Here is a 25,285-nt window from a genome sequence, read left to right on the forward strand (position 1 = left end):
CTGACATACTATCGGGTGAGCAGTACACCTGTAAAACAAGGAGACACAGATGAAGAGTAAGGGCTCCAGCCTGACGCCAGCGCAAGCGTTGGAAAAACTTGACGCGCTATATGAGCAGTCGGTTCAGGCGTTGCGCAGTGCCATTGGCCAGTACATTGAAACCGGGGAGCTTCCCGATATCACCGCCCGCAATAAAGGTCTTTTTGTTTATCCGTCGCTTTCCGTGAGCTGGGACGGTAATGCCACCAACCCGCCAAAAACGCGCGCCTATGGTCGCTTCACTCACGCGGGATGTTACTCAACTACCGTCACTCGCCCGACGCTGTTCCGTCGCTATCTTGAAGAACAGCTTACACTGCTTTATCAGGATTACGACGCGCATATCACCGTAGAGCCTTCACAGCATGAGATCCCCTACCCCTACGTGATTGACGGATCCGAGCTGACGCTGGACCGTTCCATGAGCGCCGGGTTAACCCGACACTTCCCCACCACTGAGCTGGCGCAGATTGGTGATGAAACGGCAGACGGTATTTATCATCCGGCAGAATTTTCGCCGCTGTCGCATTTTGATGCGCGCCGGGTCGATTTTTCCCTCGCGCGGCTACGCCATTACACGGGTACCCCGGTGGAGCATTTTCAGCCGTTTGTCTTGTTCACTAACTACACCCGTTATGTTGATGAGTTTGTCCGTTGGGGATGCAGTCAGATCCTCGATCCGGACAGTCCTTATATTGCCCTTTCCTGCGCGGGCGGTATCTGGATTACGGCAGAAACAGAAGCGCCCGAAGAAGCGATTTCGGATCTGGCGTGGAAAAAGCATCAGATGCCCGCCTGGCACCTTATCACCGCCGATGGGCAAGGCATTACGCTGGTGAATATTGGGGTGGGTCCGTCAAACGCCAAGACCATTTGCGATCACCTGGCGGTGCTGCGCCCTGACGTCTGGTTGATGATTGGCCACTGCGGTGGTCTGCGCGAAAGTCAGGCTATAGGCGATTATGTGCTCGCGCATGCTTACCTGCGCGACGATCAGGTGCTGGATGCGGTACTGCCCCCGGATATTCCAATCCCAAGCATCGCGGAAGTCCAGCGCGCGCTGTATGACGCCACGAAGCTGGTCAGCGGTATGCCGGGTGAAGAGGTGAAACAGCGGCTGCGTACCGGTACCGTGGTCACCACTTCCGATCGCAACTGGGAGCTGCGTTATTCAGCCTCGGCGCTGCGATTTAACCTGAGCCGCGCAGTCGCGATTGATATGGAAAGCGCGACCATCGCCGCACAGGGTTATCGCTTCCGGGTGCCGTATGGAACGCTGCTGTGCGTGTCAGATAAACCGCTGCATGGCGAGATCAAACTGCCCGGCCAGGCGAACCGTTTCTATGAGGGCGCGATCTCAGAGCACCTGCAAATCGGCATTCGCGCCATTGACCTGCTGCGCGCGGAAGGCGACCGCCTGCACTCACGCAAGCTGCGTACCTTCAACGAACCACCGTTCCGTTGATTTTCTTCTGAATCCGAAAAGCAAAAAGCCCGCTAAAAAGCGGGCTTCTTTAAATCTGGCTCCTCTGACTGGACTCGAACCAGTGACATACGGATTAACAGTCCGCCGTTCTACCGACTGAACTACAGAGGAATCGTTGTGGAGGCTTATCTTAACGGCGAAAAATCTTTTGTCAAACCCCATTTCCAACAACAACGTTCAGTTGCCGTTTCTCTCAACAATTTGTTGCAATTACGGCCATTTTCCAGGGAAAAAACTTTGCAGCTTTTTACTTTCTCCCTCATCATTTGAAATGTGGTTTCAACTTTCTTCTCTAAGGTCAATTTTGAACGTCTCCACTGCTCTACGCCAGGCCGTCGCCCGCACGCCCTGGTACGCTAAACGCAAGAGTTATAAGGTGCTTTTTTGGCGAGAAATTACCCCGCTTGCCGTCCCCATTTTTCTTGAAAATACCTGCGTACTGCTCATGGGCGTACTCAGTACGTTCCTCGTTAGCTGGCTGGGTAAAGAAGCCATGGCGGGCGTCGGCCTTGCCGACAGTTTCAATATGGTCATTATGGCGTTTTTCGCGGCTATCGACCTGGGTACGACGGTTGTGGTGGCGTTTAGCCTCGGTAAGCGCGACCGCCGACGCGCCCGGGCAGCAGCCAGACAGTCGCTGGTCATCATGACGCTGTTCGCGGTGATACTGGCGGCGGTGATTCACTATTTTGGCGAGCAGATTATCAATGTCGTCGCCGGAGAGGCGACAACGGAAGTTAAAGCGCTGGCGCTGACGTACCTTGAATTAACCGTCCTCAGCTACCCTGCCGCTGCCATTGCCCTCATTGGCAGCGGCGCGCTACGCGGCGCGGGCAACACAAAAATCCCACTGCTGATTAATGGCGGGATGAACATCCTCAATATCATTATCAGCAGCATCCTTATTTACGGTATTTTTTCATGGCAAGGTCTTGGCTTTGTCGGTGCGGGGCTCGGATTAACGATCTCACGCTATATTGGCGCGGCGGCCATTATCTGGGTGCTGATGATTGGCTTTAATCCTGCGCTACGCATTCCGCTCAAAAGCTATTTCAAACCGCTTAACTTCGCCATTATCTGGGAAGTGATGGGGATTGGCATCCCTGCCAGCATTGAGTCAGTGTTGTTTAACGGCGGCAAACTGCTAACGCAAATGTTTGTTGCTGGCATGGGCACCAGCGTCATCGCGGGTAATTTTATTGCCTTTTCTATTGCCGCGCTGATCAACCTGCCCGGTAACGCGCTGGGGTCAGCATCGACGATTATTACCGGCAGACGTCTGGGAAATGGTCAGATCGCACAGGCGGAAATCCAGTTGCGCCACGTGTTCTGGCTTTCAACTATTGGCTTAACCGCCATCGCCTGGCTGAGCGCCCCGTTTGCTGGACTTATGGCATCATTTTATACCCACGATCAGGACGTCAAAGACGTTGTCGTGGTTCTTATCTGGCTCAACGCGGCGTTTATGCCTATCTGGGCAGCATCGTGGGTGCTACCCTCCGGATTTAAAGGAGCACGCGACGCGCGCTTTGCTATGTGGGTATCGATGCTGGGAATGTGGGGCTGTCGCGTTGTGGCGGGCTATGCGCTTGGGATCGTATTGGGCTGGGGCGTGGTCGGTGTGTGGATGGGGATGTTTTTTGACTGGGCAGTACGCGCAGCGCTGTTTTACTGGCGTATGGTCAGCGGTCGCTGGCTATGGAAATACCCACGTCCGGAACGCGAAAAGGCGACAAAAACGCCGGTCGCGGCGGAATAAACAGCGAAATGAAGAATATTTCGGCAAACAAACGCAAAAGCGTATTCAGGCTTTGACATTAACATTCAGCGTCGCTAATATGCGCCCCGTTCACACGATTCCTCTGTAGTTCAGTCGGTAGAACGGCGGACTGTTAATCCGTATGTCACTGGTTCGAGTCCAGTCAGAGGAGCCAGATTTAAAGAAGCCCGCTTTTTAGCGGGCTTTTTGCTTTTTCCGTTTTCGTCTGTTTAGCTTCAGATACCGACGTGTTCGTGAGTGATCTTCACCGGCATACCTGAGCGGCGTTCAAGCGTCTCGCTGACCCGATGTACATCCACGCCCTCGCCCGCCATAAAGGTGCGCATAACAGGGGTGACAGGCAGCGGAACTTTTTTGTCAGACTCGAATTCCACACGATTACGCGAAAGCGGTTCATGCACCTCAACCCAACGGCTTCCATCCGGTTCAGCCGTCATTTTTATCGGCTGATCGATAATTTGTACCCGTGTGCCAACCGGAACATTATCAAACAGATACTTAATATCGTCATTACGTAAGCGAATGCAGCCCTGACTCACGCGCAGGCCGATACCGAAATTCGCATTTGTGCCATGAATGGCATACAGCTTACCGATATAGATCGCATACAGCCCCATCGGATTGTCCGGCCCGGCTGGCACGAACGCTGGCAGCGTTTCCCCTCGTTTTGCGTATTCGCGCCGGGTATTCGCCGTCGGCGTCCAGCTCGGCGCTTCCTGCTTACGCTGCACGGTGGTCACCCAATTACGCGGCGTCTCACGTCCCGCCTGACCAATGCCAATCGGAAGGACTTCAACCGTATTGCTGTCCTGCGGATAATAGTACAGCCGCATTTCCGCAACGTTAACCACAATCCCCTGACGCACCGTGGCGGGCAGAATGAGCTGCTGCGGCACCACCAGCGTAGAGCCAGACGTCGGCAGGAAGACGTCAACATCCGGATTCGCTTCCAGCATGTTGCTTAAGCCCTGTCCATACTGAGCGGCAAACGCCTCCAACGGTTGGGTATTATTCTCCGGCACCGTTATCGTCAGCGGTGTGCCCACCAGTCTGCTGCCTTCCGGCGGCAACGGATAAGTCACCGCCAGCGCGCTCTGCCCGGCCAGCAGCAGTAATAACGAACAGAAGCCTTTCACTCGAGGTCTCATTTCCCTTTCCTCAATCACGACAGATATCGGGAAATTATAGCTTTTATAACTGTATTATCTAATTCCTGGCGATCCCGCACGGCCAGCGCCCCGATACAAAAGTACAGAATCTTTGCGATCTGGCTCGCGGGCGGGTTTTGTTGATCAACATAAGAAAGGCCTGACACCACGAGATGTTCAGGCCGGAGAACGTCAATGCTGGCGCAGGGCAGATTATCTGCCGTCGGGTAAAACAATATTGCTGGCAGCTAACTGTCCCATATTGCTGTACATCGCGCAGGCAGCTTCGACAATCGGCATCGCCAGCGCCGCGCCGCTGCCTTCGCCCAGCCGCATTCCCATATTAAGATAAGGTTCCAGCTCCAGATGCCCCAGTGCTATCCGCGCGCCCTTTTCAGCCGAAAAATGCGAAGGGATCAGATAGGGCTTACTCTGTGGGGCGATCTGACAAACAGCCAGCGCGGCGGAATAGGAAAGGAAGCCGTCCAGCAGCACCGGTAATCCACAGGACGCCGCCCCCAGCATCACTCCCGCCATACCGACCAGGTCAAAGCCGCCGACTTTGGCTAATACGTCGATGCCATCTCGCGGATCGGGCTGATTAACGGCAATGGCGCGGCGAACCACCGCCACCTTATTGCCAATGCGCGAAAGCGGCAAATTCGCGCCAATGCCCACCACAGCTTCGGCTTCGCTACCAGTGATCACGCTGACAATCGCCGCGGCAGGCGTGGTGTTTGCCATTCCCAGTTCGCCGACGCCAAATAAGGTCACGCCGTTTTGCGCCAGCTCCCGAGTGTAACGAATCACCTCCAACAACAGTTCCTCTGCCTGGCCGCGACTCATTGCCGGGCCGCTGGCGATGTTGCCGCATCCGCGCGCCACGCGCATATTTACCACGCCGGGTATCGGGTCGGCGTCAATGCCCACGTCAATCACATGTACCTTCGCTCCTGCCTGCGCCGCCAGCACACACACGCCCGTGGTACCCCGCGTCATATTAGCCGCCTGAATAGCGGTCACCGCTTTTGGCGAAACCGCCACCCCTTCGTCCCATACACCATGATCGGCACACATCACCAGCATCGCTTTATCCGCGACGTGCGGTACGCCCTTCAGGCCCGGCATTCCCGCCAGTTGCACAGCGAGGGCCTCCAGGCGACCAAGGCTGCCCGGCGGCTTAAGCAGGCCATCGATATGCTGCTGGGCACGCGCCATTGCATCACGGTCTGTCGGCGGAATGTGGTGAAGTAAAGAGGTTAACGTCTGCATAAGGGTTCTCGTTATGTTGGCTGACTCACAGCAGAGCCAGCAGGAAGACCAGCTCACCCAGTTCGATGGCTGCCCCAAGCGTGTCGCCGGTTTGCCCGCCCAGCGTGCGTTTCAACAGTTGTCCAAGCAGGAAAATAGCTGCGGCAGCCACAATCATTGCCCCAACGCCGTGCATTCCCGGGAGCAGAACAGCGGCAAAAATCACTGACAGGCCGAGAGTGATACAGGTCTGGGTCCCGGTGACGTGGCCGATAAACACATTCCCCAGGCCTTCTTCCCGGGCATAGCGGTGGCGGTACATCAGCAGAACGGCTAAACCTCGTCCCACCGCACAGGTCGCCGCCAGCGCCGCCAGCATCGGCGTGCCCCGTAGCGCCAGCTCACTGACCACCAGCACTTTCGCCAGCAGAACAAAAATCAGCGCCAGCCCGCCGTGGGTGCCGAGGCGGCTGTCACGCATGATCTCCAGCATCCGCTCGCGGCTGCGCGCGGAGAAAACGCCGTCACAGGTATCCGCCAGGCCGTCAAGATGAAAGCCGCCGGTCATCAACGCCAGCGCTAACACGCTGAACAGCGCCGCCAACGGAATACCGCACCAATTCTCAAACAGCAAAAACACCGCACCGCTCAGTCCCCCAAGCAACAGGCCAATGACCGGGAAGGTGATAATCCCGCGCGAATAGTGCTCAAACTCCAGCCCTGACGACCAGCGCGCCGGAACCGGTAAACGGGTGATAAAAGAGAGCATCGCCCAGAACAACTTACTCATTTAATTTTGACTCCAATGCCTGATACCACCAGCCAGACTTCATCCGCCGCAGCCGCAAGACGCTGATTAACGCGCCCGGCAATATCCCGAAAATGGCGCGCCAGCCGGTTTTCCGGAACGATCCCCATCCCCACTTCGTTCGTCACCAGCACAACCGTTGCCGGTGAGCGCTGACAGGCGCTAATGAGCGTCTGGATCTCCGCGTCAATCGCCTTTTCCAGCGCGGCATAATCCCAGCCGTCGGGATCGCTGTCGCCGCCACAGGCAAAAAGCAGATTGGTGACCATGGTCGTAATGCACTCCAGCAAAATAGCGTCGTCAGGCGCGTTATCTGCGCCAATCAGCTCATCCAGACGCTGCCAGCGTTCGGCCGTACGCCAGTGCGCTGGACGCCCGTCGCGATGATGCTGAATGCGAGCCGCCATCTCCTCGTCAACGATTTGCGAGGTGGCGATGTACAATACGTGGGGGCATTCGGCGATCAAGGCTTCCGCATGACGGCTTTTCCCGCTGCGCGCGCCGCCGGTGACGAGAATCATACGGGCTCCTGATGGTTTTGCATGATGGTATAGATTTTCTCAATATCGATGTGTTGCCGCATCGCATCCGCCAGCAGATCAAACTGCTGCGATTTATATTGCGCGTACTGAAAGGTGGAATCCAGCGGTTCCAGCCCTTTACGCATACGCAACCCATTAATCAGCGCGCGGGTAAAATCATCGCTGTCAAAAAGGCCGTGCAGATATGTGCCAAACGCCAGCCCGTCAGCGGTTACTGCGCCATCCGCCACGTGCTCCCCGTTCTTATGCAGTTGCATCACCGGCTGGCTGTCTCCGGTCAGCGTCGTTTCGCCCATATGAATTTCATAACCGCGCACCGGCAGCCCCGCCGCTGCTGACAGCCACCCGGGCAGCGAGGCCGACAGTGTCGCATCCACCTGGGTGGTGGTTTTATGCCAGGCAAAATGGGTCACAGTGCCAAGCAGTCCCAGCCCCGGAAGGGTGCCCAGCCCCGACTCCACCTCGTCAATTATGCTTTCCCCAAGCATCTGATAACCGCCGCAGATCCCGAAGACCGGTACATTTCTCCGGTGCGCCTGCATCACCGCGTGCGCCATGCCGCTTTCCCGCAACCACACTAAATCGCCGAGCGTGTTTTTGCTGCCAGGCAGGATCAGCAAGTCAGCATCAGCCAGTTCCTCCGGCTGACGAACGTAGCGCACTCTGACGTCCGGCTGCGCCGCCAGCGCATTAAAATCGGTAAAATTGGAGATGTGCGGTACCTGAATCACCGCAATGTTGATGTCGCGTCTGTCGGTACGCAGATACTTTCCTTTTTGCAGCGCCACACCGTCCTCATCCTCCAGATCGACATCCAGCCATGGCATCACGCCCAGCACAGGGACGCCGGTCAGGTTTTCGATCTGCTCAATGCCGGAATAAAGTAGCGCCACATCGCCGCGAAATTTATTAATGATCACCCCTTTCACCCGCGCGCGCTCATGTTCGCGCAGCAGCGCCAGCGTGCCAAAGATTGAGGCGAAAACCCCGCCCCGGTCGATATCCGCAACAAGGATCACCGGGCACTTCGCCATCTCCGCCATGCCCATATTGACGATATCCCGGTCACGGAGATTAATTTCCGCCGGACTGCCCGCGCCTTCCAACACCAGGACGTCGAATTCCTGCGCCAGACTGGTATACACCGAGAGGATCTGCTCGCGCAGGCGCGGTTTATAGTCGTGATAGCTTACGGCATCCATGTCAGTCGCCACCTGCCCCATCAACACTATCTGGGCCTTGCGATCGCTGGTCGGTTTTAACAGCACCGGGTTCATCCGTACATCAGGGGAAATGCCAGCAGCTTCCGCCTGGAAAATTTGCGCGCGCCCCATCTCTTTACCGTCCGGCGTGATGCCGGAATTAAGCGCCATATTCTGCGATTTAAACGGCGCGGCGCGCAGACCGTCCTGATAAAAGATGCGGCACAGTCCCGCTACCAGCACGCTTTTACCGACGTCAGACGCCGTCCCCTGCAACATAATCGCCTGCGTCATGACGCCTCCTTGATCGAATGAAAAGTGTGTTGCCGCATGCGGCTAAAAAATTCATCTTCGGTTTTGCACAGCGGCAGCCCCAACTGCGCGTGCAGTTTGACCAGCCAGGGCGGGGTTAATCCGGCGAGTTCAATTAACGCGCTTTGGGCAAAAACGTCGCCCGGCGCACCGTACGCCAGCACTTCACCACGGTTAAGCACATAGACGGCATCGCTAACTTCATAAATGAGATCGATATCATGACTGGAAATCACCACGTGATTTCCCTGCGCCACGATACGTTTAATGATGTCGATCATCTGGCGACGACCAGAGGGATCCAGCCCCGCCGTCGGTTCATCCAGCAACAGATATTTCGCGCGCAGCACCAGTGCTCCGGCGATTGCCACGCGCTTCTTCTGCCCGTGGCTTAAACACTGGATCGGCTGCTGGCGAAAATGCCGGGCATCCACCAACGTCAGCGCATCATCAACCCGGCGGGCGATCTCATCTTCCGCGACGCCAAGATTACGCAGGCTGAAGGCGATATCGCTGTCGATATCGGTATAAAAGATTTGTTGATCGGGGTCCTGAAACACTGTCGCCACCTGCTGACGCAGCGCCAGCAGGCCGCGTTTGCTGTAGTCCAGTGGTTTCCCCTGCCAAAGTACCGCCCCCTGCTGCGGCCGCAGCAGGCCGCTCAGGTTCATGAATAACGTCGATTTCCCGCAGCCGTTCGCCCCCACCAGCCCGGTGACAGCATGTGCTGAAAAATCCAGCGTCAGCCCTTTAAGTACCTGCGTTTCCTGATAGCGAAACCAGAGATCGGCGGTGGCAAGCATGTGATTCCTTACAGGTGAAAATCACCCTGATACAGTTTGATATCCAGCGTCGCAGTCATTTGCTGATAACGAATCAGCACCCGGGTAAACAGTAAACCCACCAGCATCGCCAGCGAACGGTAGCCTTTTGGCAAACTTTTATAACCAAAACGCAGCGTTTGCGCGCGATGAATCGCCAGCGCTTCGTCTAACAGAATAAAGATGAAGCGCCAGGTCAGCAGGATCTGCTCGGTCAGCAGGCGGGGGACATGCGCCCGCCTGAGTAACGTGATCAACTGGGGAAACGGCAGATTCAGCACCAGCCAGAAGGTAGCGGCCAGCGCAGCCAGGCTGCGCCAGAACGTCTCATTCGCCGTCTGTAAGCCCTGGGCGCTGACCCCAAGCCAGAAGTCGCCAACCGGAAACGCCGCCAGCAACGTCTGCGGATCGCGGCTAATGCTGAGGAGAATGGTAATCACGCCCACCGCTAAAAAACCAAACGGCAGCGCCATCCAGCGACACCAACAGCCAAACGAAATACGCAGCAGCCAGCAGGTTAAACCGGCTATCAGCGCCAGTTCAATACCCTGCCCCCAGGGCGGCAGGGTAAAGGCCAGCACCATCATCAGCAACCAGAGCACAAACTTACGCTCCGGTGCTATATGAAGCCAACGGCTTTGGTAGCTTAGTCTGTCAAGCCCGGTCATCACGGCGTTGTCTGCCTTTGGTATAACCAAGAATATAGAAAATCACCGCCGCGCCAAGTGACCCCTGCAACGTAAACAGCAGGCTTTCAATTTCACCGCTGGCCGGCTCGTACAGCGGCTGGAACCACGGCTCATAGTGCGGCGCGACGACCTGAATCTGGCTTTCCGCTTCGCCATCCGAGCCGCCGTATTCTCCGCCGTGGTTGATAAAAAACGGCAGAATAACGAGGGCAACGACCATCGCCAGCAGTATCAGCGTCTTTTTCATCTTAATGTCCTTGTGCGGTTATGAGTTGCCGTTTCGTCAACTGGTCATAAATCATGACGGTCAACAGCCCTTCAGCGATAGCAATCGGGATTTGCGTCAGGCAGAAGATCCCCATGAATTTAATGACCGATCCGGTGGCCCCCGCCTGCGGATCCGGGAAAGCCACGCCAAGCTGGACCGACGTGACAAAATACGTCACCAGATCCGCCAGCATGGCGCAAAGAAAGACGCAGACATCACGACGCAGCCCGGCGCGACAGGCCATTTTCCACACCAGATAGCCAACAACCGGGCCAATCACCGCCATCGACATACCGTTTGCACCGAGCGTCGTCAGGCCGCCGTGCGCCAGCAGCAGCGCCTGGAACAGCAGCACGATGGCGCCAAGCACGGCTACCACCCCCGGACCAAACAGGATCACCGCCAGCCCGACGCCGGTAGGATGAGAACAACTGCCCGTCACAGAGGGGATCTTCAGTGCGGACAGCACAAAAATAAACGCGCCGCACAGCGCCAACAGAACCTTCTGATGGCTGTCTTCCATCACAATCTGACGCAGGCGCACCAGCCCGTACCACAGACACGGTAAAAACAGCAGCCACCAGGCGAGCGCCCACATCGGCGGTAAAAAGCCTTCCATAATGTGCATCGCGAACGCCTGCTCGGGCACGAGCATCAGCAATAGCGCCGCAGCCAGACCACTGAATGACAGCTTTTTCAGCTGCTGTTCACGTTTCATTGTGCATTCTCCCACTGTTTATTGACCAGAATGGTCGAGAAATAAGGCAACGGCTGGTCGTCGCTAACCTCATTGAGATGTCGCCAACACTGTTCGCCAGGCAGGGTGGCTTCCGACATCATCAGCGCGCACTCCAGCAACCCGGCCTGCTTCAGTAGCGCCTTAATGCGTGCGAAGCGACCATATACCTTCATCAGTACCAGGCTGTCATGCTGATGTAAGGCGCGGAGAATGTCCGCTTCCGGCGCCGTGCACGAAACTACCGCCAGCGACTGCTGCTCCATCGCCAGCGGGGTTTTCGACCGCGCGGCGATGGCGGCGAATGACGTGACGCCGGGAACAATGTCGAGCCAGTCCGGGCAGCCGATGCGCTGGAGCAAAAAGACCCAGGTGCTGAACAGCATAGCGTCGCCAAGGGTAATGAAACCCACCTGTTTTCCGGCGGTCACCGCCTGAACCAGCGCGGCGGCGACGTCGTCCCAGACCGCCTCTTTTTCCGCGCTGTCCGCGCTCATGGGAAAGTGACAACAGCGGATTTCAGTTTTCGCGCCGACGTATTCGCGAACAATGGAAAGCGCCAGGCTGTCACCGCCCTTCCGCCCCGCCGGAGCATAGAGAATATCCAGCGACCCCAGAATACGGGCGGCGCGAACGGTAATCAGATCCGCGGCGCCCGGCCCGGTGCTCAGCGCGTAAAGTTTTCCGCTCATGCCGCCGCCTCCATCGCCATGTTCAGCGCCTGCTGCAGATGCGCGACAAACATCGCACGTACCGCCGGATTTTCGCCAAGTCCACTCAGCCACGGTGTCGCCGGGATACCGGCCGCATTGAACAGGGTTTTCCATGAATCCTCTTCGTCAGAAGCCATGTCGTTAATCGCATGGTCCCCCGCCACCAGCATCAGCGGCATGAGATGAACGGCACGGATGCCTTCTTTACACAGACTGTCGATCAGCACCCCCACTTCCGGATAGCTTTCTACCGCGCCGACGCGGGCCGGAAAGCCCTGCGCGGTCATCATATGGTCAAGGCAGGCATAGGCGGCAAAGGCATGATGACTGGCGCCGTGGCCCATAAATACCACCTTTTCACCCTCGCCCAGCGTGGGCATCTGCTGCTGCAAGGCGCACATCAACTGCGTGTAGTCGTCATGACTGCTCAGCAGCGGCACCCCCAGAGTCAGACGGGAAAACAGTGGCCGCATCGTCTGCACTTCGCGAACAATTTTCTCGTATTCGTCGCCGTTAATAATGTGCAGCGACTGAATCGCCACGTCCTGATAGCCCTGTTCGGCAAGCTTTTGCAGCGCCTGCAACGGCGTGTCGATGTCGATGCCGTCCCGCTGGCGCAATTTGCGAATAATCATTCCCGAGGTAAACGCGCGAAACAGATCCCGATCGGGACAACTTGCGGCAAGATCGCGTTCGCAGGAGACAATGTTTTTCTCGCAGGTATCGTGATAGCTGGTGCCAAAGCTGACCACCAGAAGCGCTTTTTTCATTGTATGACTCCTTTAGCAGCGGCCAGCCAGCGTGACAGACGCTGAGCAAATGCGGCCTGACTTTCCAGTAATTCTTCTCCCGTCACCAGCGGTGCCGGACGGGTAATGACGATGCAAGGGATCCCTGCATCCAGACAGGGTTGAACTTTTTCCTGATACCCCCCCTCAGCGCCTGAGGCTTTGGTTATCACGACGTCAGCCTGACACTGGCGGTAAAATGCGGCGTTAAACTCTGCGCTGAATGGACCACAAAGCGCGAATATTTCCCCGACGCCAAAGCCAAGTTCTGCACATTGCGCTATCACTTCAGGCACCGGCAGTACCCGGGCAAGCAGGGTTTTCTCCGGTAACCCCGCACGCCAGTTCGCCAAATCTTTACTGCCGGTCGTCAGCAAAACGCGCTCGCCCAACCGTCCTGCCACTTCACAGGCGTCGGCTATACTGTTTACGGTGTAAAGCAGCGGATGCGTTAAGTCACGGAGCTGTTCGGGACGCTGATAGCGACTGAGCAAGACGCCAGCCTGCTCGCAGGCGCGCATGATGTTGCGGCTCACTATTTCGGCATACGGATGAGAAGCGTCTATCACCCAGCGCGTGCCGTTTTCCTTCAGCCAGTTGACCATTTGTTCCTGCTCCAGCCGTCCGCAGCGCACCTGACCTTTGATATCCCCCGCCAACTGTTTCCCGGTCGGTGTCGCCACAGACAGGGTATACGCCACGTTGGCGGCATCCAGTTGCTGGCAGATCGCCCGGGCGTCACTGGTTCCCCCTACCACCAGCACCTCGCCGCCACTCACAGTGCGTAGCCTCTTGGCGTGATCATCAGCCCCTCCCGCACATAGGTGGCTTTGTTGCCCACAATCACCAGGCTGGTCATGTCCACCGGCGTAAAATCCATTTCACCGAGCGTGGTCAACCATTTCTCCTGTTTTTTGCGGCCCGCTGACTTCACGACCCCGACCGGCGTTTGCGCGCTTTTGCTGGCGGAAAGCAGTTCAAACGCCCGCGCCAGATGCCCCTCACGGCCCCGGCTGCGTGGGTTATAGAAGCAAATAACAAAGTCAGCTTCCCCGGCGGCGACGATGCGCTTTTCAATCACCTCCCACGGCGTAAGCAAGTCGCTCAGGCTGATGTGGCAGAAATCATGCATCAGCGGCGCGCCAAGCAGTGAAGCAGCGGCAATGCTGGCGGTCATGCCGGGGATCAGACGTACCTCTACGTCCAGTTGCTGCTTGCTGACTAGCTCCAGCACAAGTCCCGCCATGCCATAAATGCCAGCGTCGCCGCTACTGATCAGCGCCACATTATGTCCGGCCTGCGCCAGCTCAATCGCCGCCTGGCAGCGTTCAATCTCCTTGCACATTCCGGTTTTGATGACCTGCTTGTCGCCGGTAAAAGCTTTCACCAGATGGGTGTAGGTTTTGTAGCCCACGACGATCTCCGCCGCCTGCAACGCCTCCACCGCTTCCATGGTCATCATGGCTTGTGAGCCAGGGCCGATTCCAATTACGCTTAACATCAGTATGAAACTCCTAAAGTAATAGTGACGCCCTGTTCCCGCAGGGTTTCGCCTAACAACTGCCCATGACTCAGCAGCCAGGCTGCCGGCCCCGACACACTTCCGACGCCTACCGTCTGGCGAACAAACGACGATGCCGGAAAGCGGTGCTCATGTTCACGCAACACGTCAGCGCTAAAGGTTTCAAACGGCACGCGCCAGCATGACGCGAGCTGAATCAACCCTTCTTCATCTTTTTTTAGCGACACGCTGCCAATGGCTTTCAGGGCGAGCGGGTCAAAACGCTGCGCGGCGAGCTGACGCGCCAGCAGCGCCGCCAGCAGCGGAAACGGCGTATCCCGACGACAGCCGATTCCGGCCACCACGCGCTGCGGCACCAGCTTCCAGTGACGCACTGGAATATCAGGCAGTTCGTCACGCAAGGTGATACACACCAGCGCATCCAGCTCGGGTAACTGCCTGAGATCGGTCACGGTGATAAATCCGCGGCGGTCGCAGTGGCGCACGTCTTCGTCCAGTTCGGTATCCCACCACAAACCGACCCGCTGATTGCTCACCAGCATCTGGTTGACCACTTTGACCGCCGCGCGGAAATCATTCATGCGCGCGTTAAGCTGAAAAGCGAGGGTATCCAGCGCCGCCATGTCATTAACGTCGGTCGCCGTGGTAATCACCGGATCCGCGCCCAGAATCCCCGCCAGATAGCGGGTCAGCGCATTTGCTCCGCCCGCATGGCCGGAAAGAAGGCTGATAACGTGCTGGCCGCGTTCGTCAATAACCACCACCGCCGGATCGCTGAACTTGTCGTTCACAAGCGGCGCCAGTACGCGGACCGCAATGCCGGTCGCGCCAATAAAAATCAGCGCTGAATAATGACTAAACGCGTCACGCGCCGCCTGGGCGAAACCGCCGTCAAACGGCAAAAAACCGTCCTCAAGCAGCTTCTCGCTGGTAAAACAGGTCAGCGGCAGCATCGCCGCCAGCCGTTTCGCCAGTTGCACCCCGCCGGGCGTCAGGCAAAACAGGGCAATGGATTCAGGCTTTACGGTATTCATGGCTAAAGTCCGCCGCATACAGTTTTGAGTAGTGGTACTCCTCACCCAGGAAATCCCCGACCAGAATCAGCGCCGTTTTGCGGATCCCGGCGTCACGCACGCGGTCTGCGATGTCCGCTAAGGTGCCGCGCACGGTCTGACTTTCCGGCCAGGTGGCTTTGTAAATCACCGCCACAGGGGTAGTCGCCGGGTAGCCGCCGTCAATCAGCCGTTCCGCCACCCGATGAATGCGCTGTACCGAAAGATAAATCGCCATTGAGGTACGGTGGCTGGCGAAGGACTCAAGCTGCTCCCGCTCCGGCACCGGCGTACGCCCTTCAAGCCGGGTGATGATCAGACTCTGGGACACCTCCGGCACGGTGTACTCAACACCCAGTTCCGCCGCCGCGCCAAGAAACGCGCTGACGCCCGGCACCACTTGCCAGGGAATATCGCGTTTGGTCAGTTCCTCACCCTGCTCACGCACCGAGCCATATAACGAAACGTCCCCGGTTTGCAGACGTACCACCGTTTTCCCGGCCTTCACGCCCGCTTCCATGAGATCGAGGATCTGCTCAAGGTGCAACGCCGCGCTGTCATGGCACTCGGCTCCCTCAGGACAATACTCAAGCAGTTCGGTGTTGATCAGCGAACCGGCATAAATCACCACCTGCGCCTGTTGCAGTAAGCGGTAGCCCTTGAGAGTAATCAGCTCGCGGTCGCCCGGACCGGCACCAACGAACCACACACAGCGGGGATCAAATGTCTCAGACATAGCGTTCTTCCTTCTGACAGGCGATGACAAACACAGGGTTGTTCGGTTTGAAAAAATGGCCGCTGCCGAGCGCGGTCAGGGACGACACTTGCAGTTGCAGGCAGTCAACGTCGTGTATGTCCAACTGCTGCAAATGCGCCAGCGCGGCGTTGAGGTTTTCCTGTAAGATGAAGGTCATTACCAGACGTCCGCGCGGGTGCAACTGACGCAGCGACCAGTCAATAAGCCCGGTCAAATGGCCGCCGCTGCCGCCCATAAACACCGCGTCGGCTTTTTCGGTCAACATCATGGGGGCTTCCCCCGGCAGGATATCGATATTCGGACAGGCAAAATGTTGACGATTCTCGTCCAGCAGCCGTAGCGCCGCCGGGTTACGTTCGATGGCCGTCACGTGCAAAGAGGGATAGCGTAACGCCGCCTCTATAGAGACGCTGCCCGTTCCCGCGCCAATATCAATCAGGTGACTGGCCCGGTGTAGCTCCAGTTTTGCCAGCGCAATCGCCCGTACCGCCTCTTTGGTCATCGGCACGTTTCCACCGCGCAGAAAAAGCTCATCTTTCATCTAAGATCACCACCGCATTCATCTCGTAGTCGGCCTGAACCTCACTGGCGCGCAGCCAGTGGATCCGTTCATTGTCCATCGCCAGGTTCTCGCCAATCACCATCCAGCTATCGCCTTTGCCGCGCGCCACCAGCTGCGCGGCGATATCCCGCGGCCCGCACTGCGCGTCGGTGACCATCGCCACTTTGCGATGCGCAGCCAGCGTATCGAAACAGACGCTGCGCCCGTGGCTGCTGGTTAACCACATGTCGTTCATGTCGATACCTGACCGGGCGCAGAGATACTGCACGGCGCTGATCCCGGGAATAATGCGTACCCGCTCAATGCCAAAGTGCGCGACCAGCCGCGTACCGATGCCATAAAACAACGGATCGCCAGAGGCGAGGACCACCACATTTTTATCCTGCTGCGTCTCAATCCATGCCAGCAGCGCCGGAATATTGGCGCCGAGCGTAAACCTTGCCCCCTGAAACGCCGGAAACTGCTGCAAGTGACGTTTACCTCCCACCAGCACGTCGGCATTCGCCACCGCGTCCCGCGCGGCAGGCGTCATCAGATGCAAGCCCGCAGGCCCCATTCCTGCCACCGTTAACATTGCAACTCCTGAGCTATCGCCCCGAGAGGACGGTTGCTTCCCAGTACCTGGTTATCGAACGAGAACATAATGGCGTCGCAGGTCGGCGGGGTTTTGGTAAAGCGCAGCATCTGCTTCACGCGCAGGCAGATGCGTTCCGCAAGATGGTCATAAATGCGCTGATAGCCATACGCGTCGATATGTTCCATCGCCGCCTCGGTAGTGTCGCAGTCGCTGACCTCTCTCAACAGCGTCAGCGGTGCGCCGAGCAGCGCCAGGTGCGCCACCAGCGTTTCCATTCGCGCATCGGCAATATGGCTATGGGTATGGAAGATCCCGGCGGCGATTTTGATTAGCTTCCCCGGATGACCGACCAGAACGATGTGGCGGAAACCGAGCCGCACCGCTTCTTCAATCATGTAACCGACGAAGTTACTCATGGTGACCACCACCTTGCTGTCAATCCCCATTTGCTCGCGCACGAAGCGCTCGCCATGATTGCCCGGCACCAGCACCACCCGTTCAAGCCCCTCGGCGCGCTTAATCTCCAGCTCCAGCGACAGTGATCGCTTCCAGCTTTCCTCCGACATTGGCGTCACGATGCCGGTGGTGCCGATAATGGAAATGCCGCCAACGATCCCCAACCGCGAGTTGTAGGTTTTTTGCGCCCGCGCTTCGCCTTCCGGCGCGAATATTTCAATTTCCGCGCCGCGCGCCGGGCCTATCGCCTCTCGCACCGCCGATTCAATGGTATGACGTGGCGTGCGGTTAATAGCGGCGCTGCCAATCGGCAGACCAATACCTTTACGCGTAACGGTGCCAACCCCCTCCCCGCCCAGCAGCGTTATTTCACCGCTGTCGTTCAGCGTCACGCGGGCGAAAATCAACATGCCGTGTGTAGCGTCGACATCATCCCCGCCGTCTTTGCGGATCGCGGCAATCGCCTGCTGGCCTTCAATGTGCGGTGATTCCACATTAAGGCACAGCGTGACGCCGGACGGCGTGACGATGGAAATTTGATGGATCAAATGCTGGCGCAGCACCATCAGCGCCGCGACTTTTGCCGCCGCCGTGGCGCACGAACCGGTGGTATAGCCTTTTCGCAACGCTTTACCGTTGTGCCAGACGGGAGCATCAAACGTCTGATCGCTCATCGCGCCCCCTCAAGATGATAAAGGATGGCGTTGATAATTGCCGCTGCGACGTTGCTGCCGCCTTTACGTCCGAGGGCGGCAATCGCGGGTAATGGGCTGCGCGTCAGCGCCTCTTTTGATTCCGCCGCTCCGACGAATCCGACCGGTACGCCGACCACCCCATTCACCGCCGCATCATGTTCAAGCAGACGAAATAACGCGGTGGGGGCATTGCCGAAAACAAACACTTTCTCGCTCTCTTCCGTCACGGCAATATCCACGGCCGCCATTGAGCGAGTGATCCCCTGTGCTTTCGCCTGCGCCACCACCCGCGGATCGCTGATGTAGCAACGGCACTCACCGCCGAATTTCGCCAGTAGCGTTTTGTTGATCCCCGACAGCGCCATCGTGGTATCGGTGTAGATCACTGACGGACGACGCAGCGCCGCACAAAGTCGGGAGAGTGCATCATCGGAAAACCAGAGAATATCGAGCCAGTCAAAATCGGCGGTGGTGTGGATGACACGCTTGATAATGGCCTCATGCAGTGGGCTGGCGAAGCGGTATTCCGGGCGCGTTTCATGGATGATCTCGCCAATGATGTCGAAGCTTTTGGCCTCTATCGCCATCGGTTGTTGGATGTAATGCATTGTTTAATCCTCAGGCCATGCCAACCACCAGCCAGCGCGTCAACATAAACAGCGCCAGGGCCAGCGTGGACGCAACCCACATCAGTCGAATCGTTTGGGGAATGTCATTTACGGTAATCTCGCGCTGCGCGTCGCCAATCCACGGCTTTTCAACGCGCTCGCCAAAATAGTCATTTGGACCGCCGAGGCGAATGCCCAGCGCGCCGGCCACGGGCGCTTCCGCCCACGCGCAGTTAGGGCTGCTGTGGTTATAGCGATCACGCCAGCCAATACGCAGGGCGCGCGCGCCGTCGTTGCGGCACAAAAATGCCGCGGCGCTCAGCAGCAGCCAGCTCAACCGGGCGGGAAGAAAGTTTGCGAGGTCATCAAGACGGGCGCTGACCATGCCGATCGCCCGGTACTTTTCGTGCTTGTAGCCCACCATCGAGTCCAGGGTGTTGACCGCTTTATAGGCCATCGCCAGCGGCGCGCCGCCCAGCATAAGAAAGAACAGCGGCGCAATAATGCCGTCGACGGTATTTTCTGCGACGGTTTCCACCACCGCCCGGTTTATTTGTTGTGGAGCCAGCTGCGAGGTGTCACGACCGACAATCCACGACAATTTCTCCCGGCTGGCGGCGAGATCCCCCGCGCGCAGCGGGCGTTCCACGTCTCTGGCGGCATTGGCCAGACAGCGACCGGCCAGCACGGTGAAAATCATCCACACCTCCACCAACCCGCCCAGCCACGGATGGATCAGCCGGGCGGCGGTCAACGCGCCCCAGGCCGCCGCCCACGTCACCCCCACCACCACCAGCCACATCACGCCGCCACCGATGCGCAGCGCACGCTCGCTGTGGCAATGACGACGAACCGTCCGCTGTACGACGGTAATCAGGTTGCCTATCCAGCGCACCGGGTGCGGCCAGTGCTGCGGGTCGCCAACCATAACGTCGAGGAGCCAGGCGACACACCACGCAAACAGTGTCATAACGCCTCCCTCGCTGCCTGCAGCCAGCGGGTCAGCATGAGCGGACGTTGGGCAAAATGGACATGCAGATAACTGGCGAAAGTATTACCTGCCTGCCAGCCGCCGGACCACTGCTGCAGCGTTTTACCGTCGCGCACCTTGCAACAGGCCATCACAGCGGAAATTTGCGGGAAAAAATCGGAGTAGTGAAATTCATGGCCGCGCAGGATTTCGCCTTCCGCCGCCAGCAGGGTTGGCTGCAGCGCCTGCGCTTCGCAGTAGCCAAAGCGGGTCAACCGTTCCCCCATTTTGCTGTAACCGGGAAGGATATCCGCCATGTAATGCACGAATCCACCGGCGTCCTCCAGTTGCGTACCGAGGTACATTAACCCGCCGCACTCGGCATAAATGGCGACGCCACGCTGGTGCGCTTCGCGCAGACTCGCCAGCATCGTGCCGTTAGCCGCCAGCGCGCTGGCATGCAGTTCAGGATAGCCACCACCCAGCCAGACCATCTGACAGTCGGGTAAAACCCGGTCATGCAGCGGGCTGAAGCGGACGATCTTCACGCCGGTACGCTCCAGCAACGTCACGTTATCGGGATAGTAAAAATTAAACGCTTCGTCGTCGGCCATCGCCAGCGTGAGTCCCTTTCCGGCGTCCTGTGCGGGTAATTCCGGCCATGCGCCCTGTGGTAAGGTTGCTATTTCGCTTAGCGCTAGAAGGTGGTCGATATTGAGCGTCTGCTCCAGCGTAGCGGCAAAATCCAGCCAGGGTTGCTGTGTCACCACCGACTCGCGGGCAGTCACCAGTCCAAGATGGCGCTCCGGCAGCGTAACGCCCTCAACGTGCGGCACATAACCCAGCACGGGCACTGCGCAATAGCGCTCAATCGCCGTTTTAAGCAAGTGAAAATGCGCTTCGCTGTTGACGCGATTCACCATCACGCCCGCGAGGTTAAGCGTCGGGTCGAATTGCTGAAATCCCATTACCGTCGCGGCAATGGAGGTCGAAACGGCCTTGCCATCCACCAGCAGGATCACCGGACACCCCAGCTGTTTCGCCATCGCCGCGGTACTGCAATAGCCGGGATCGGTGCCGTATCCGTCGTAGAGTCCCATCACTCCTTCGATAACGGTGATATCCGCCTCCTGCATCTGCTCGCAAAACAGCGCATTGAGGACGGGTTCGGGAAGCATAAAGCTGTCGAGATTACGGGAAGGTGTACCGCAGACCGCCGTATGCCAGGCGGTATCCAGATAGTCAGGGCCGACTTTACAGGGCTGGACGCGAAGCCCTCGTTGTTTTAGCGCGCTAAGCAGACCCAACGTAACTGTGGTTTTTCCACAGCCACTCCCGGTACCTGCCAGAACAAACGCATACTGCTGTGCCGCCATGACCCTGATCCTGTTCAGGGTGGTAGGGATGTACTGACATCCAGTCTTTCGACTGTCTGTTTTAAAGCAACCCACTTCCCACCGAAGTTGTTGAATGTATCCGACAGGCAGGTCTTCTGGCTTAGCGTCATCCTCTCCCGTCCTTCCCAATCTTGCGATCAGTGGTCTTTACGGGGTCGTCAGCATCACAGCAGCGGGGGCTGCGGGGGATTTTCACCCCCTTCCCTGACACAAATGTGTCTAACCTGTCGGCGTCAATGATGAACAGACTGGCATCTGCTCATCATCTTAAACTCTTTTTTAACGCATTCTTTTTCGCGCGGGTATTGGAACCCTCAACGGCAAAACAATGCCGGATTAACACGCTTCTTTCTGAAAAGACACGCAGAAGAATAATGAAAACCCTTCACAATGAAACTGTATCTCATCACAAAAATAAAAACTGGCGAAGTTTACGCTGCAAATTTTGATATTTTATTGCGCTATGACAATTTATTGCTGCGCCAAATAAAATAAACCGCGAATAATGGCGCGCTCACGGGAAATACCAAAAATCGGCAATAGCAAAATATTGCTATTTACGCCGATTCTACCGGTAAATTTTCTGCGGCCTGCTGCCGATATGCCTGCGGCGTCACCTGATAAGTCTGACGAAATACTTTGCAGAAATAACTGGTTTGAGAAAAACCTAAATTGCGGGCAATACTGGCAATGCTCCAGTCACTGTGGCAAAGCAGTTCCCGCGCGCTGGCCATACGCTGTTGATTCACCCATGCGTTAAAGCCGATCCCCTGATATTTTTTGAACAACTTGCTGAAATAGTACGGGCTGAGGTAGACGTGTGATGCCACGTCTTCAAGGCGTAAATCGTCGGACAAATGGGCATCAATATAGCGCAGCGCTTTTTTCATTTTGCTGTCATGCGGGCTGGGCGCACGCGCCGGACGCGACGGTTCCGCGCTCTGTTCGCTGTCTTTGATTACCACAAAATTCAGCTGTTTTTTCAGGCAGTTTTCAACAATTAGCTTCAACAAATCCGCAGATGCCATCACTCGCGAGTAGTCCATTTCCGGGACGTTGCGAAATTCATTGAGCAGTTCCGGGTCGGCCTGCCAGCGGTCGTCAACGTTGAGAATATCGACCAAATCAACCCCCTCATCGTTACGCAGACGCACCTGACCACACAATACGAACCCAACCAGATGCCCGGCGATAACCAGGGGGATAGAAAAATCGGTTAACCCGGCATGGCAACGGTAGATACAGGGCTGATCCGATTTCGAGGCTTCCAGCCCTCCGCAGCGATCGCTCATCCGGCAGCGGGTGCTGTGCTGAGGATGTTGACGCATCAGCTGACAAAAAGGCGTGAAATTAAATAGCTCAGAAATCTCATCACCGTGAATATTGACAACCACAACGGCCAGGCTTGTGGCTTGCGCAAAATCCTGTGCGATTTTATTAATGAGTTCTGAGTTCAGGGTACTCGCAGAAATCATGATAAAATCCCTCAGTTAATCCATTGTTGTAATTAAAACATATTTTTTACATTTACTTTTTGTCATCGGCTGTCCTTAGTTAATGACTGAAAGCCAAATGACAATAACAAAAGTCTCCCGGGCTGGGGAGACTTTTTAGTCAGTTCGGGAAAGCAGATCACGAAATCGTTATTGATTTCGTGATAATAACCTTGCTGCTCAGGAAGAGGCGTTCGTTTCCTCAATTTTACAGGCATTGCAGGGCAAATTTTTGCCAATGAAAAAGCGATAAATGGCTGCGCCGCCGCATGCGCCAATCACCGGTGCAATAATCGGCACAATAAAGTAAGGAATATCCCGCCCGCCGGTCATCGCAATATCCCCCCAGCCAGCCATCCAGGTGAACAGCTTAGGGCCAAAATCACGGGCTGGATTCATCGCAAAGCCAGTCAACGGCCCGGTGGACGCGCCGATAACGGCAACCAGGATCCCGATAAGCAGCGGCGCCAACGGCCCTTTTGGCACACCGTTGCCGTCGTCCGTCAACGCCATAATCAGTCCCATCAGAATCGAGGTGATAACCACTTCGACGCCAGCCGCCTGCCACACGTTCAGCGCAGCCGCCGGATAAGTACTGAAAATACTGGCCAGGTACAGACTGTCGACGCTACCGCGCACCATGTTGTGGGCGGTTTCATACTCGGTGAACAAACTGCCATACAGCAGATAGGCCAATACTGCGCCGCCAAACGCCCCTGCCACCTGGGCAACGGTGTAAGGCAACACTTTGCGCCCCGGAAAACAGGCAAAAAGCCAGAGCGCGACGGTAATCGCCGGGTTGAGATGCGCCCCGGAGATCCCCGCTGTCAGGTACACCGCCAGGGAAATACCCAGACCCCAAATGATGCAAATTTCCCAGAGACCGAGGCTGGCGCCAGCGACTTTCAGAGCGCTAAGACAGCCGATGCCAAAAAACAGAAACAGCCCGGTGCCCAAAAACTCGGCAATACATTGCGCTTTCAGTGAATCATTCATTGTGACACCTTCTTAGAAGCGTTCGTGTCTGACCAGCGGACCCTTGCTGGCCGTAGAGTACAACGACACTTACTATAAAAACGGCTGGCTGAAAATTGTTGGCAAACTGAACCTGCCGGGGCTCTGAAAAATCGTGTTGAGATAACAAATTTTTGCCATTGCATTATTCACAAACAGGCATTAACCACGCAGTCAGGCATTTAAACCGCAAACTTAAAGATAATAAAAATTCGTTATTTGCAGGTTTCCTTTTTTCTATAAAGGTCACACTTCCCTTTCCCGCCCATAACAAAATAAATTATTTATGTCACGCCTGAAAATGTAAAAATGGAATCACAAAAACCAATTTTTACTATTCATAAAAATATCAACACCATTTAAAAACAGTCACATAAAACAATTCACACCAAATTAATCACATTCAGCGCCAACTATTTTTCCACGCATACTGTCAAGTCAGCCATTCTTTTTCCTCGCTTCTTTTTATAGTCATGAATATCGGGACAACCCACGCGAGGTCTTTATGCAACAAGAAGCATTAGGAATGGTAGAAACCAAAGGCTTGACTGCCGCCATAGAGGCCGCAGACGCCATGGTGAAATCGGCCAATGTCATGCTGGTCGGCTACGAAAAAATTGGCTCAGGCCTGGTAACCGTCATCGTTCGCGGTGACGTCGGCGCCGTAAAAGCGGCGACCGATGCCGGTGCTGCCGCGGCAGGCAACGTGGGAGAAGTGAAAGCCGTACACGTGATTCCGCGCCCGCATACCGATGTTGAAAAAATCTTACCGAAGGGAATTAACCCATGAGCAGCAATGAACTGGTTGAACAGATCATGGCACAGGTAATCGCCCGTGTGGCGACGCCTGCGCAAACGGGTACCCCTGATACACCCCATCCAAAACGAGAGACGGCTATGGCAGAGAAAAGCTGCAGTTTAACGGAATTTGTAGGCACCGCGATTGGCGACACCGTCGGTCTGGTTATCGCTAACGTCGACAGCGCTCTACTTGAAGCAATGAAGCTTGAAAAGCGCTATCGCTCTATCGGCATTCTGGGGGCGCGTACCGGCGCGGGTCCGCACATTATGGCGGCAGACGAAGCGGTAAAAGCCACCAACACCGAAGTGGTCAGCATTGAACTGCCGCGCGACACCAAAGGCGGCGCCGGTCACGGTTCGCTGATCATTTTGGGCGGGAATGACGTTTCTGACGTCAAGCGGGGGATCGAAGTCGCATTAAAAGAACTCGACCGCACTTTTGGCGATGTCTATGGCAACGAGGCCGGGCACATCGAGCTTCAATATACCGCCCGCGCCAGCTATGCGCTGGAAAAAGCCTTCGGCGCTCCTGTTGGCCGCGCCTGCGGCGTGATTGTCGGCGCGCCGGCATCGGTCGGCGTGCTGATGGCGGATACCGCTCTGAAATCCGCCAATGTCGACGTTGTCGCGTACAGCTCGCCAGCGCATGGCACCAGCTTCAGTAACGAAGCGATTCTGGTGATTTCCGGCGACTCCGGCGCGGTGCGTCAGGCGGTTATCTCCGCGCGTGAAATCGGCAAAACCGTGCTGGCGACACTCGGTAGCGAACCGAAAAACGATCGCCCGTCCTATATCTGA

At 56.7% G+C, this 25,285-nt stretch carries 27 protein-coding genes, 2 tRNA genes and 1 riboswitch; of the genes, 5 read left to right on the top strand and 24 right to left on the bottom strand.

Features of this window, described 5'->3' with window-relative positions; translation table 11 throughout:
* Positions 1-49: 49 nt before the first annotated feature.
* Positions 50-1,504, top strand: a complete 1,455-nt coding sequence (locus APU02_RS15990) for an AMP nucleosidase (RefSeq protein ID WP_042284105.1) — start codon at positions 50-52, stop codon at positions 1,502-1,504.
* Positions 1,505-1,560: 56 nt separating this feature from the next.
* Here APU02_RS15990 and APU02_RS15995 read toward each other — a convergent pair.
* A tRNA-Asn gene (locus tag APU02_RS15995) sits at positions 1,561-1,636 on the bottom strand.
* Between the two features lie 160 nt (positions 1,637-1,796).
* Between APU02_RS15995 and APU02_RS16000 the strand changes: the two genes are divergently transcribed.
* Together APU02_RS16000 and APU02_RS16005 are read left to right on the top strand one after the other, a co-directional pair.
* Positions 1,797-3,284 (top strand): EmmdR/YeeO family multidrug/toxin efflux MATE transporter, encoded by a 1,488-nt coding sequence (locus APU02_RS16000; RefSeq protein WP_060570632.1) that lies wholly within the window; start codon positions 1,797-1,799, stop codon positions 3,282-3,284.
* 99 nt (positions 3,285-3,383) lie between these two features.
* Positions 3,384-3,459: transfer RNA gene (locus APU02_RS16005), tRNA-Asn, on the top strand.
* Positions 3,460-3,520: 61 nt separating this feature from the next.
* Here the strand turns inward: APU02_RS16005 and ldtA are convergent.
* From ldtA to pduF, 23 genes are all read right to left on the bottom strand, one after another.
* The gene (gene ldtA / locus APU02_RS16010; RefSeq protein WP_060570633.1) at positions 3,521-4,453 is read right to left on the bottom strand and encodes a L,D-transpeptidase; all 933 of its coding nucleotides are present in this window, start codon (positions 4,451-4,453) and stop codon (positions 3,521-3,523) included.
* A 213-nt stretch (positions 4,454-4,666) separates the two neighbouring features.
* Entirely contained in the window at positions 4,667-5,725 is a 1,059-nt protein-coding gene (cobT, locus tag APU02_RS16015) for a nicotinate-nucleotide--dimethylbenzimidazole phosphoribosyltransferase (RefSeq protein ID WP_060570634.1), read from the bottom strand.
* Between the two features lie 25 nt (positions 5,726-5,750).
* Positions 5,751-6,494: an adenosylcobinamide-GDP ribazoletransferase gene (cobS, locus tag APU02_RS16020; RefSeq protein ID WP_060570635.1), complete on the bottom strand. Its 744-nt coding sequence runs from the start codon at positions 6,492-6,494 to the stop codon at positions 5,751-5,753.
* The gene (gene cobU, locus APU02_RS16025; RefSeq protein WP_042284113.1) at positions 6,491-7,033 is read right to left on the bottom strand and encodes a bifunctional adenosylcobinamide kinase/adenosylcobinamide-phosphate guanylyltransferase; all 543 of its coding nucleotides are present in this window, start codon (positions 7,031-7,033) and stop codon (positions 6,491-6,493) included. Before cobU ends, cobS begins: the two co-directional genes overlap by 4 nt.
* Positions 7,030-8,550, bottom strand: a complete 1,521-nt coding sequence (locus APU02_RS16030) for a cobyric acid synthase (RefSeq protein ID WP_060570636.1) — start codon at positions 8,548-8,550, stop codon at positions 7,030-7,032. The genes cobU and APU02_RS16030 overlap by 4 nt, the downstream gene beginning before the upstream one ends.
* Positions 8,547-9,371 carry an energy-coupling factor ABC transporter ATP-binding protein gene (locus APU02_RS16035; RefSeq protein WP_060570637.1) on the bottom strand — a complete coding sequence of 275 codons (825 nt, stop codon included), beginning with the start codon at positions 9,369-9,371 and terminating at the stop codon, positions 8,547-8,549. Before APU02_RS16035 ends, APU02_RS16030 begins: the two co-directional genes overlap by 4 nt.
* A gap of 8 nt (positions 9,372-9,379) precedes the next feature.
* A complete protein-coding gene (locus APU02_RS16040) occupies positions 9,380-10,057 on the bottom strand; it encodes an energy-coupling factor ABC transporter transmembrane protein (protein ID WP_060570638.1) in 678 nt (225 codons plus the stop codon).
* Entirely contained in the window at positions 10,044-10,325 is a 282-nt protein-coding gene (locus APU02_RS16045; protein ID WP_042284121.1) for an energy-coupling factor ABC transporter substrate-binding protein, read from the bottom strand. The genes APU02_RS16040 and APU02_RS16045 overlap by 14 nt, the downstream gene beginning before the upstream one ends.
* 1 nt (position 10,326) lies before the next feature.
* The gene (gene cbiM, locus APU02_RS16050) at positions 10,327-11,064 is read right to left on the bottom strand and encodes a cobalt ECF transporter S component CbiM (protein WP_060570639.1); all 738 of its coding nucleotides are present in this window, start codon (positions 11,062-11,064) and stop codon (positions 10,327-10,329) included.
* Positions 11,061-11,774 (bottom strand): cobalt-factor II C(20)-methyltransferase, encoded by a 714-nt coding sequence (locus APU02_RS16055; RefSeq protein ID WP_060570640.1) that lies wholly within the window; start codon positions 11,772-11,774, stop codon positions 11,061-11,063. The genes cbiM and APU02_RS16055 overlap by 4 nt, the downstream gene beginning before the upstream one ends.
* Positions 11,771-12,565: a sirohydrochlorin cobaltochelatase gene (locus tag APU02_RS16060; RefSeq protein ID WP_060570641.1), complete on the bottom strand. Its 795-nt coding sequence runs from the start codon at positions 12,563-12,565 to the stop codon at positions 11,771-11,773. The genes APU02_RS16055 and APU02_RS16060 overlap by 4 nt, the downstream gene beginning before the upstream one ends.
* Positions 12,562-13,362 (bottom strand): cobalt-precorrin-6A reductase, encoded by an 801-nt coding sequence (locus tag APU02_RS16065; RefSeq protein WP_060570642.1) that lies wholly within the window; start codon positions 13,360-13,362, stop codon positions 12,562-12,564. Before APU02_RS16065 ends, APU02_RS16060 begins: the two co-directional genes overlap by 4 nt.
* Complete coding sequence (locus APU02_RS16070) at positions 13,359-14,084, bottom strand: precorrin-3B C(17)-methyltransferase (RefSeq protein ID WP_042284130.1); 726 nt, start codon at positions 14,082-14,084, stop codon at positions 13,359-13,361. The genes APU02_RS16065 and APU02_RS16070 overlap by 4 nt, the downstream gene beginning before the upstream one ends.
* On the bottom strand, positions 14,084-15,139 hold the full coding sequence (cbiG, locus tag APU02_RS16075) for a cobalt-precorrin 5A hydrolase (RefSeq protein ID WP_060570643.1): 1,056 nt from the start codon (positions 15,137-15,139) through the stop codon (positions 14,084-14,086). The genes APU02_RS16070 and cbiG overlap by 1 nt, the downstream gene beginning before the upstream one ends.
* Positions 15,120-15,893 (bottom strand): cobalt-precorrin-4 methyltransferase, encoded by a 774-nt coding sequence (locus tag APU02_RS16080; protein ID WP_060570644.1) that lies wholly within the window; start codon positions 15,891-15,893, stop codon positions 15,120-15,122. The genes cbiG and APU02_RS16080 overlap by 20 nt, the downstream gene beginning before the upstream one ends.
* Positions 15,886-16,455, bottom strand: a complete 570-nt coding sequence (locus tag APU02_RS16085; protein ID WP_042284138.1) for a decarboxylating cobalt-precorrin-6B (C(15))-methyltransferase — start codon at positions 16,453-16,455, stop codon at positions 15,886-15,888. The genes APU02_RS16080 and APU02_RS16085 overlap by 8 nt, the downstream gene beginning before the upstream one ends.
* Positions 16,445-17,050, bottom strand: a complete 606-nt coding sequence (locus tag APU02_RS16090; RefSeq protein ID WP_060570645.1) for a cobalt-precorrin-7 (C(5))-methyltransferase — start codon at positions 17,048-17,050, stop codon at positions 16,445-16,447. The genes APU02_RS16085 and APU02_RS16090 overlap by 11 nt, the downstream gene beginning before the upstream one ends.
* A complete protein-coding gene (cbiD, locus tag APU02_RS16095; protein ID WP_060570646.1) occupies positions 17,044-18,183 on the bottom strand; it encodes a cobalt-precorrin-5B (C(1))-methyltransferase CbiD in 1,140 nt (379 codons plus the stop codon). Before cbiD ends, APU02_RS16090 begins: the two co-directional genes overlap by 7 nt.
* Positions 18,180-18,812, bottom strand: a complete 633-nt coding sequence (locus APU02_RS16100) for a cobalt-precorrin-8 methylmutase (protein WP_042284148.1) — start codon at positions 18,810-18,812, stop codon at positions 18,180-18,182. Before APU02_RS16100 ends, cbiD begins: the two co-directional genes overlap by 4 nt.
* 10 nt (positions 18,813-18,822) lie before the next feature.
* Positions 18,823-19,782, bottom strand: a complete 960-nt coding sequence (cbiB, locus tag APU02_RS16105; RefSeq protein WP_060570647.1) for an adenosylcobinamide-phosphate synthase CbiB — start codon at positions 19,780-19,782, stop codon at positions 18,823-18,825.
* Positions 19,779-21,158 (bottom strand): cobyrinate a,c-diamide synthase, encoded by a 1,380-nt coding sequence (locus APU02_RS16110; RefSeq protein WP_060570648.1) that lies wholly within the window; start codon positions 21,156-21,158, stop codon positions 19,779-19,781. Before APU02_RS16110 ends, cbiB begins: the two co-directional genes overlap by 4 nt.
* Positions 21,159-21,246: 88 nt before the next feature.
* Positions 21,247-21,422: riboswitch (cobalamin riboswitch) on the bottom strand.
* Positions 21,423-21,736: 314 nt separating this feature from the next.
* On the bottom strand, positions 21,737-22,654 hold the full coding sequence (gene pocR / locus APU02_RS16115) for a regulatory protein PocR (RefSeq protein WP_042284155.1): 918 nt from the start codon (positions 22,652-22,654) through the stop codon (positions 21,737-21,739).
* A gap of 198 nt (positions 22,655-22,852) precedes the next feature.
* Positions 22,853-23,668, bottom strand: coding sequence for a propanediol diffusion facilitator PduF (pduF, locus tag APU02_RS16120; protein ID WP_060570649.1), 816 nt, complete (start codon positions 23,666-23,668; stop codon positions 22,853-22,855).
* 523 nt (positions 23,669-24,191) lie between these two features.
* On the opposite strand from pduF, the gene pduA reads away from it, so the two are divergent.
* Positions 24,192-24,476 (top strand): propanediol utilization microcompartment protein PduA, encoded by a 285-nt coding sequence (pduA, locus tag APU02_RS16125; RefSeq protein WP_042284159.1) that lies wholly within the window; start codon positions 24,192-24,194, stop codon positions 24,474-24,476.
* Positions 24,473-25,285: a propanediol utilization microcompartment protein PduB gene (gene pduB, locus APU02_RS16130; protein WP_042284162.1), complete on the top strand. Its 813-nt coding sequence runs from the start codon at positions 24,473-24,475 to the stop codon at positions 25,283-25,285. Before pduA ends, pduB begins: the two co-directional genes overlap by 4 nt.

It is taken from the genome of Citrobacter sp. 50677481 (assembly GCF_001463265.1).
In the GTDB taxonomy this organism is placed as follows: Bacteria; Pseudomonadota; Gammaproteobacteria; order Enterobacterales; family Enterobacteriaceae; genus Citrobacter_A; species Citrobacter_A sedlakii.

What these genes read in the sequence shown, in the direction of transcription:
- APU02_RS15990 (WP_042284105.1), top strand. Translation starts at nt 50, where the DNA reads ATGAAGAGTAAGGGCTCCAGCCTGACGCCAGCGCAAGCGTTGGAAAAA.
- APU02_RS16000 (WP_060570632.1), top strand. Translation starts at nt 1,797, where the DNA reads ATGTGGTTTCAACTTTCTTCTCTAAGGTCAATTTTGAACGTCTCCACT.
- ldtA (WP_060570633.1), bottom strand. Translation starts at nt 4,453, where the DNA reads ATGAGACCTCGAGTGAAAGGCTTCTGTTCGTTATTACTGCTGCTGGCC.
- cobT (WP_060570634.1), bottom strand. Translation starts at nt 5,725, where the DNA reads ATGCAGACGTTAACCTCTTTACTTCACCACATTCCGCCGACAGACCGT.
- cobS (WP_060570635.1), bottom strand. Translation starts at nt 6,494, where the DNA reads ATGAGTAAGTTGTTCTGGGCGATGCTCTCTTTTATCACCCGTTTACCG.
- cobU (WP_042284113.1), bottom strand. Translation starts at nt 7,033, where the DNA reads ATGATTCTCGTCACCGGCGGCGCGCGCAGCGGGAAAAGCCGTCATGCG.
- APU02_RS16030 (WP_060570636.1), bottom strand. Translation starts at nt 8,550, where the DNA reads ATGACGCAGGCGATTATGTTGCAGGGGACGGCGTCTGACGTCGGTAAA.
- APU02_RS16035 (WP_060570637.1), bottom strand. Translation starts at nt 9,371, where the DNA reads ATGCTTGCCACCGCCGATCTCTGGTTTCGCTATCAGGAAACGCAGGTA.
- APU02_RS16040 (WP_060570638.1), bottom strand. Translation starts at nt 10,057, where the DNA reads ATGACCGGGCTTGACAGACTAAGCTACCAAAGCCGTTGGCTTCATATA.
- APU02_RS16045 (WP_042284121.1), bottom strand. Translation starts at nt 10,325, where the DNA reads ATGAAAAAGACGCTGATACTGCTGGCGATGGTCGTTGCCCTCGTTATT.
- cbiM (WP_060570639.1), bottom strand. Translation starts at nt 11,064, where the DNA reads ATGAAACGTGAACAGCAGCTGAAAAAGCTGTCATTCAGTGGTCTGGCT.
- APU02_RS16055 (WP_060570640.1), bottom strand. Translation starts at nt 11,774, where the DNA reads ATGAGCGGAAAACTTTACGCGCTGAGCACCGGGCCGGGCGCCGCGGAT.
- APU02_RS16060 (WP_060570641.1), bottom strand. Translation starts at nt 12,565, where the DNA reads ATGAAAAAAGCGCTTCTGGTGGTCAGCTTTGGCACCAGCTATCACGAT.
- APU02_RS16070 (WP_042284130.1), bottom strand. Translation starts at nt 14,084, where the DNA reads ATGTTAAGCGTAATTGGAATCGGCCCTGGCTCACAAGCCATGATGACC.
- cbiG (WP_060570643.1), bottom strand. Translation starts at nt 15,139, where the DNA reads ATGAATACCGTAAAGCCTGAATCCATTGCCCTGTTTTGCCTGACGCCC.
- APU02_RS16080 (WP_060570644.1), bottom strand. Translation starts at nt 15,893, where the DNA reads ATGTCTGAGACATTTGATCCCCGCTGTGTGTGGTTCGTTGGTGCCGGT.
- APU02_RS16085 (WP_042284138.1), bottom strand. Translation starts at nt 16,455, where the DNA reads ATGAAAGATGAGCTTTTTCTGCGCGGTGGAAACGTGCCGATGACCAAA.
- APU02_RS16090 (WP_060570645.1), bottom strand. Translation starts at nt 17,050, where the DNA reads ATGTTAACGGTGGCAGGAATGGGGCCTGCGGGCTTGCATCTGATGACG.
- cbiD (WP_060570646.1), bottom strand. Translation starts at nt 18,183, where the DNA reads ATGAGCGATCAGACGTTTGATGCTCCCGTCTGGCACAACGGTAAAGCG.
- APU02_RS16100 (WP_042284148.1), bottom strand. Translation starts at nt 18,812, where the DNA reads ATGCATTACATCCAACAACCGATGGCGATAGAGGCCAAAAGCTTCGAC.
- cbiB (WP_060570647.1), bottom strand. Translation starts at nt 19,782, where the DNA reads ATGACACTGTTTGCGTGGTGTGTCGCCTGGCTCCTCGACGTTATGGTT.
- APU02_RS16110 (WP_060570648.1), bottom strand. Translation starts at nt 21,158, where the DNA reads ATGGCGGCACAGCAGTATGCGTTTGTTCTGGCAGGTACCGGGAGTGGC.
- pocR (WP_042284155.1), bottom strand. Translation starts at nt 22,654, where the DNA reads ATGATTTCTGCGAGTACCCTGAACTCAGAACTCATTAATAAAATCGCA.
- pduF (WP_060570649.1), bottom strand. Translation starts at nt 23,668, where the DNA reads ATGAATGATTCACTGAAAGCGCAATGTATTGCCGAGTTTTTGGGCACC.
- pduA (WP_042284159.1), top strand. Translation starts at nt 24,192, where the DNA reads ATGCAACAAGAAGCATTAGGAATGGTAGAAACCAAAGGCTTGACTGCC.
- pduB (WP_042284162.1), top strand. Translation starts at nt 24,473, where the DNA reads ATGAGCAGCAATGAACTGGTTGAACAGATCATGGCACAGGTAATCGCC.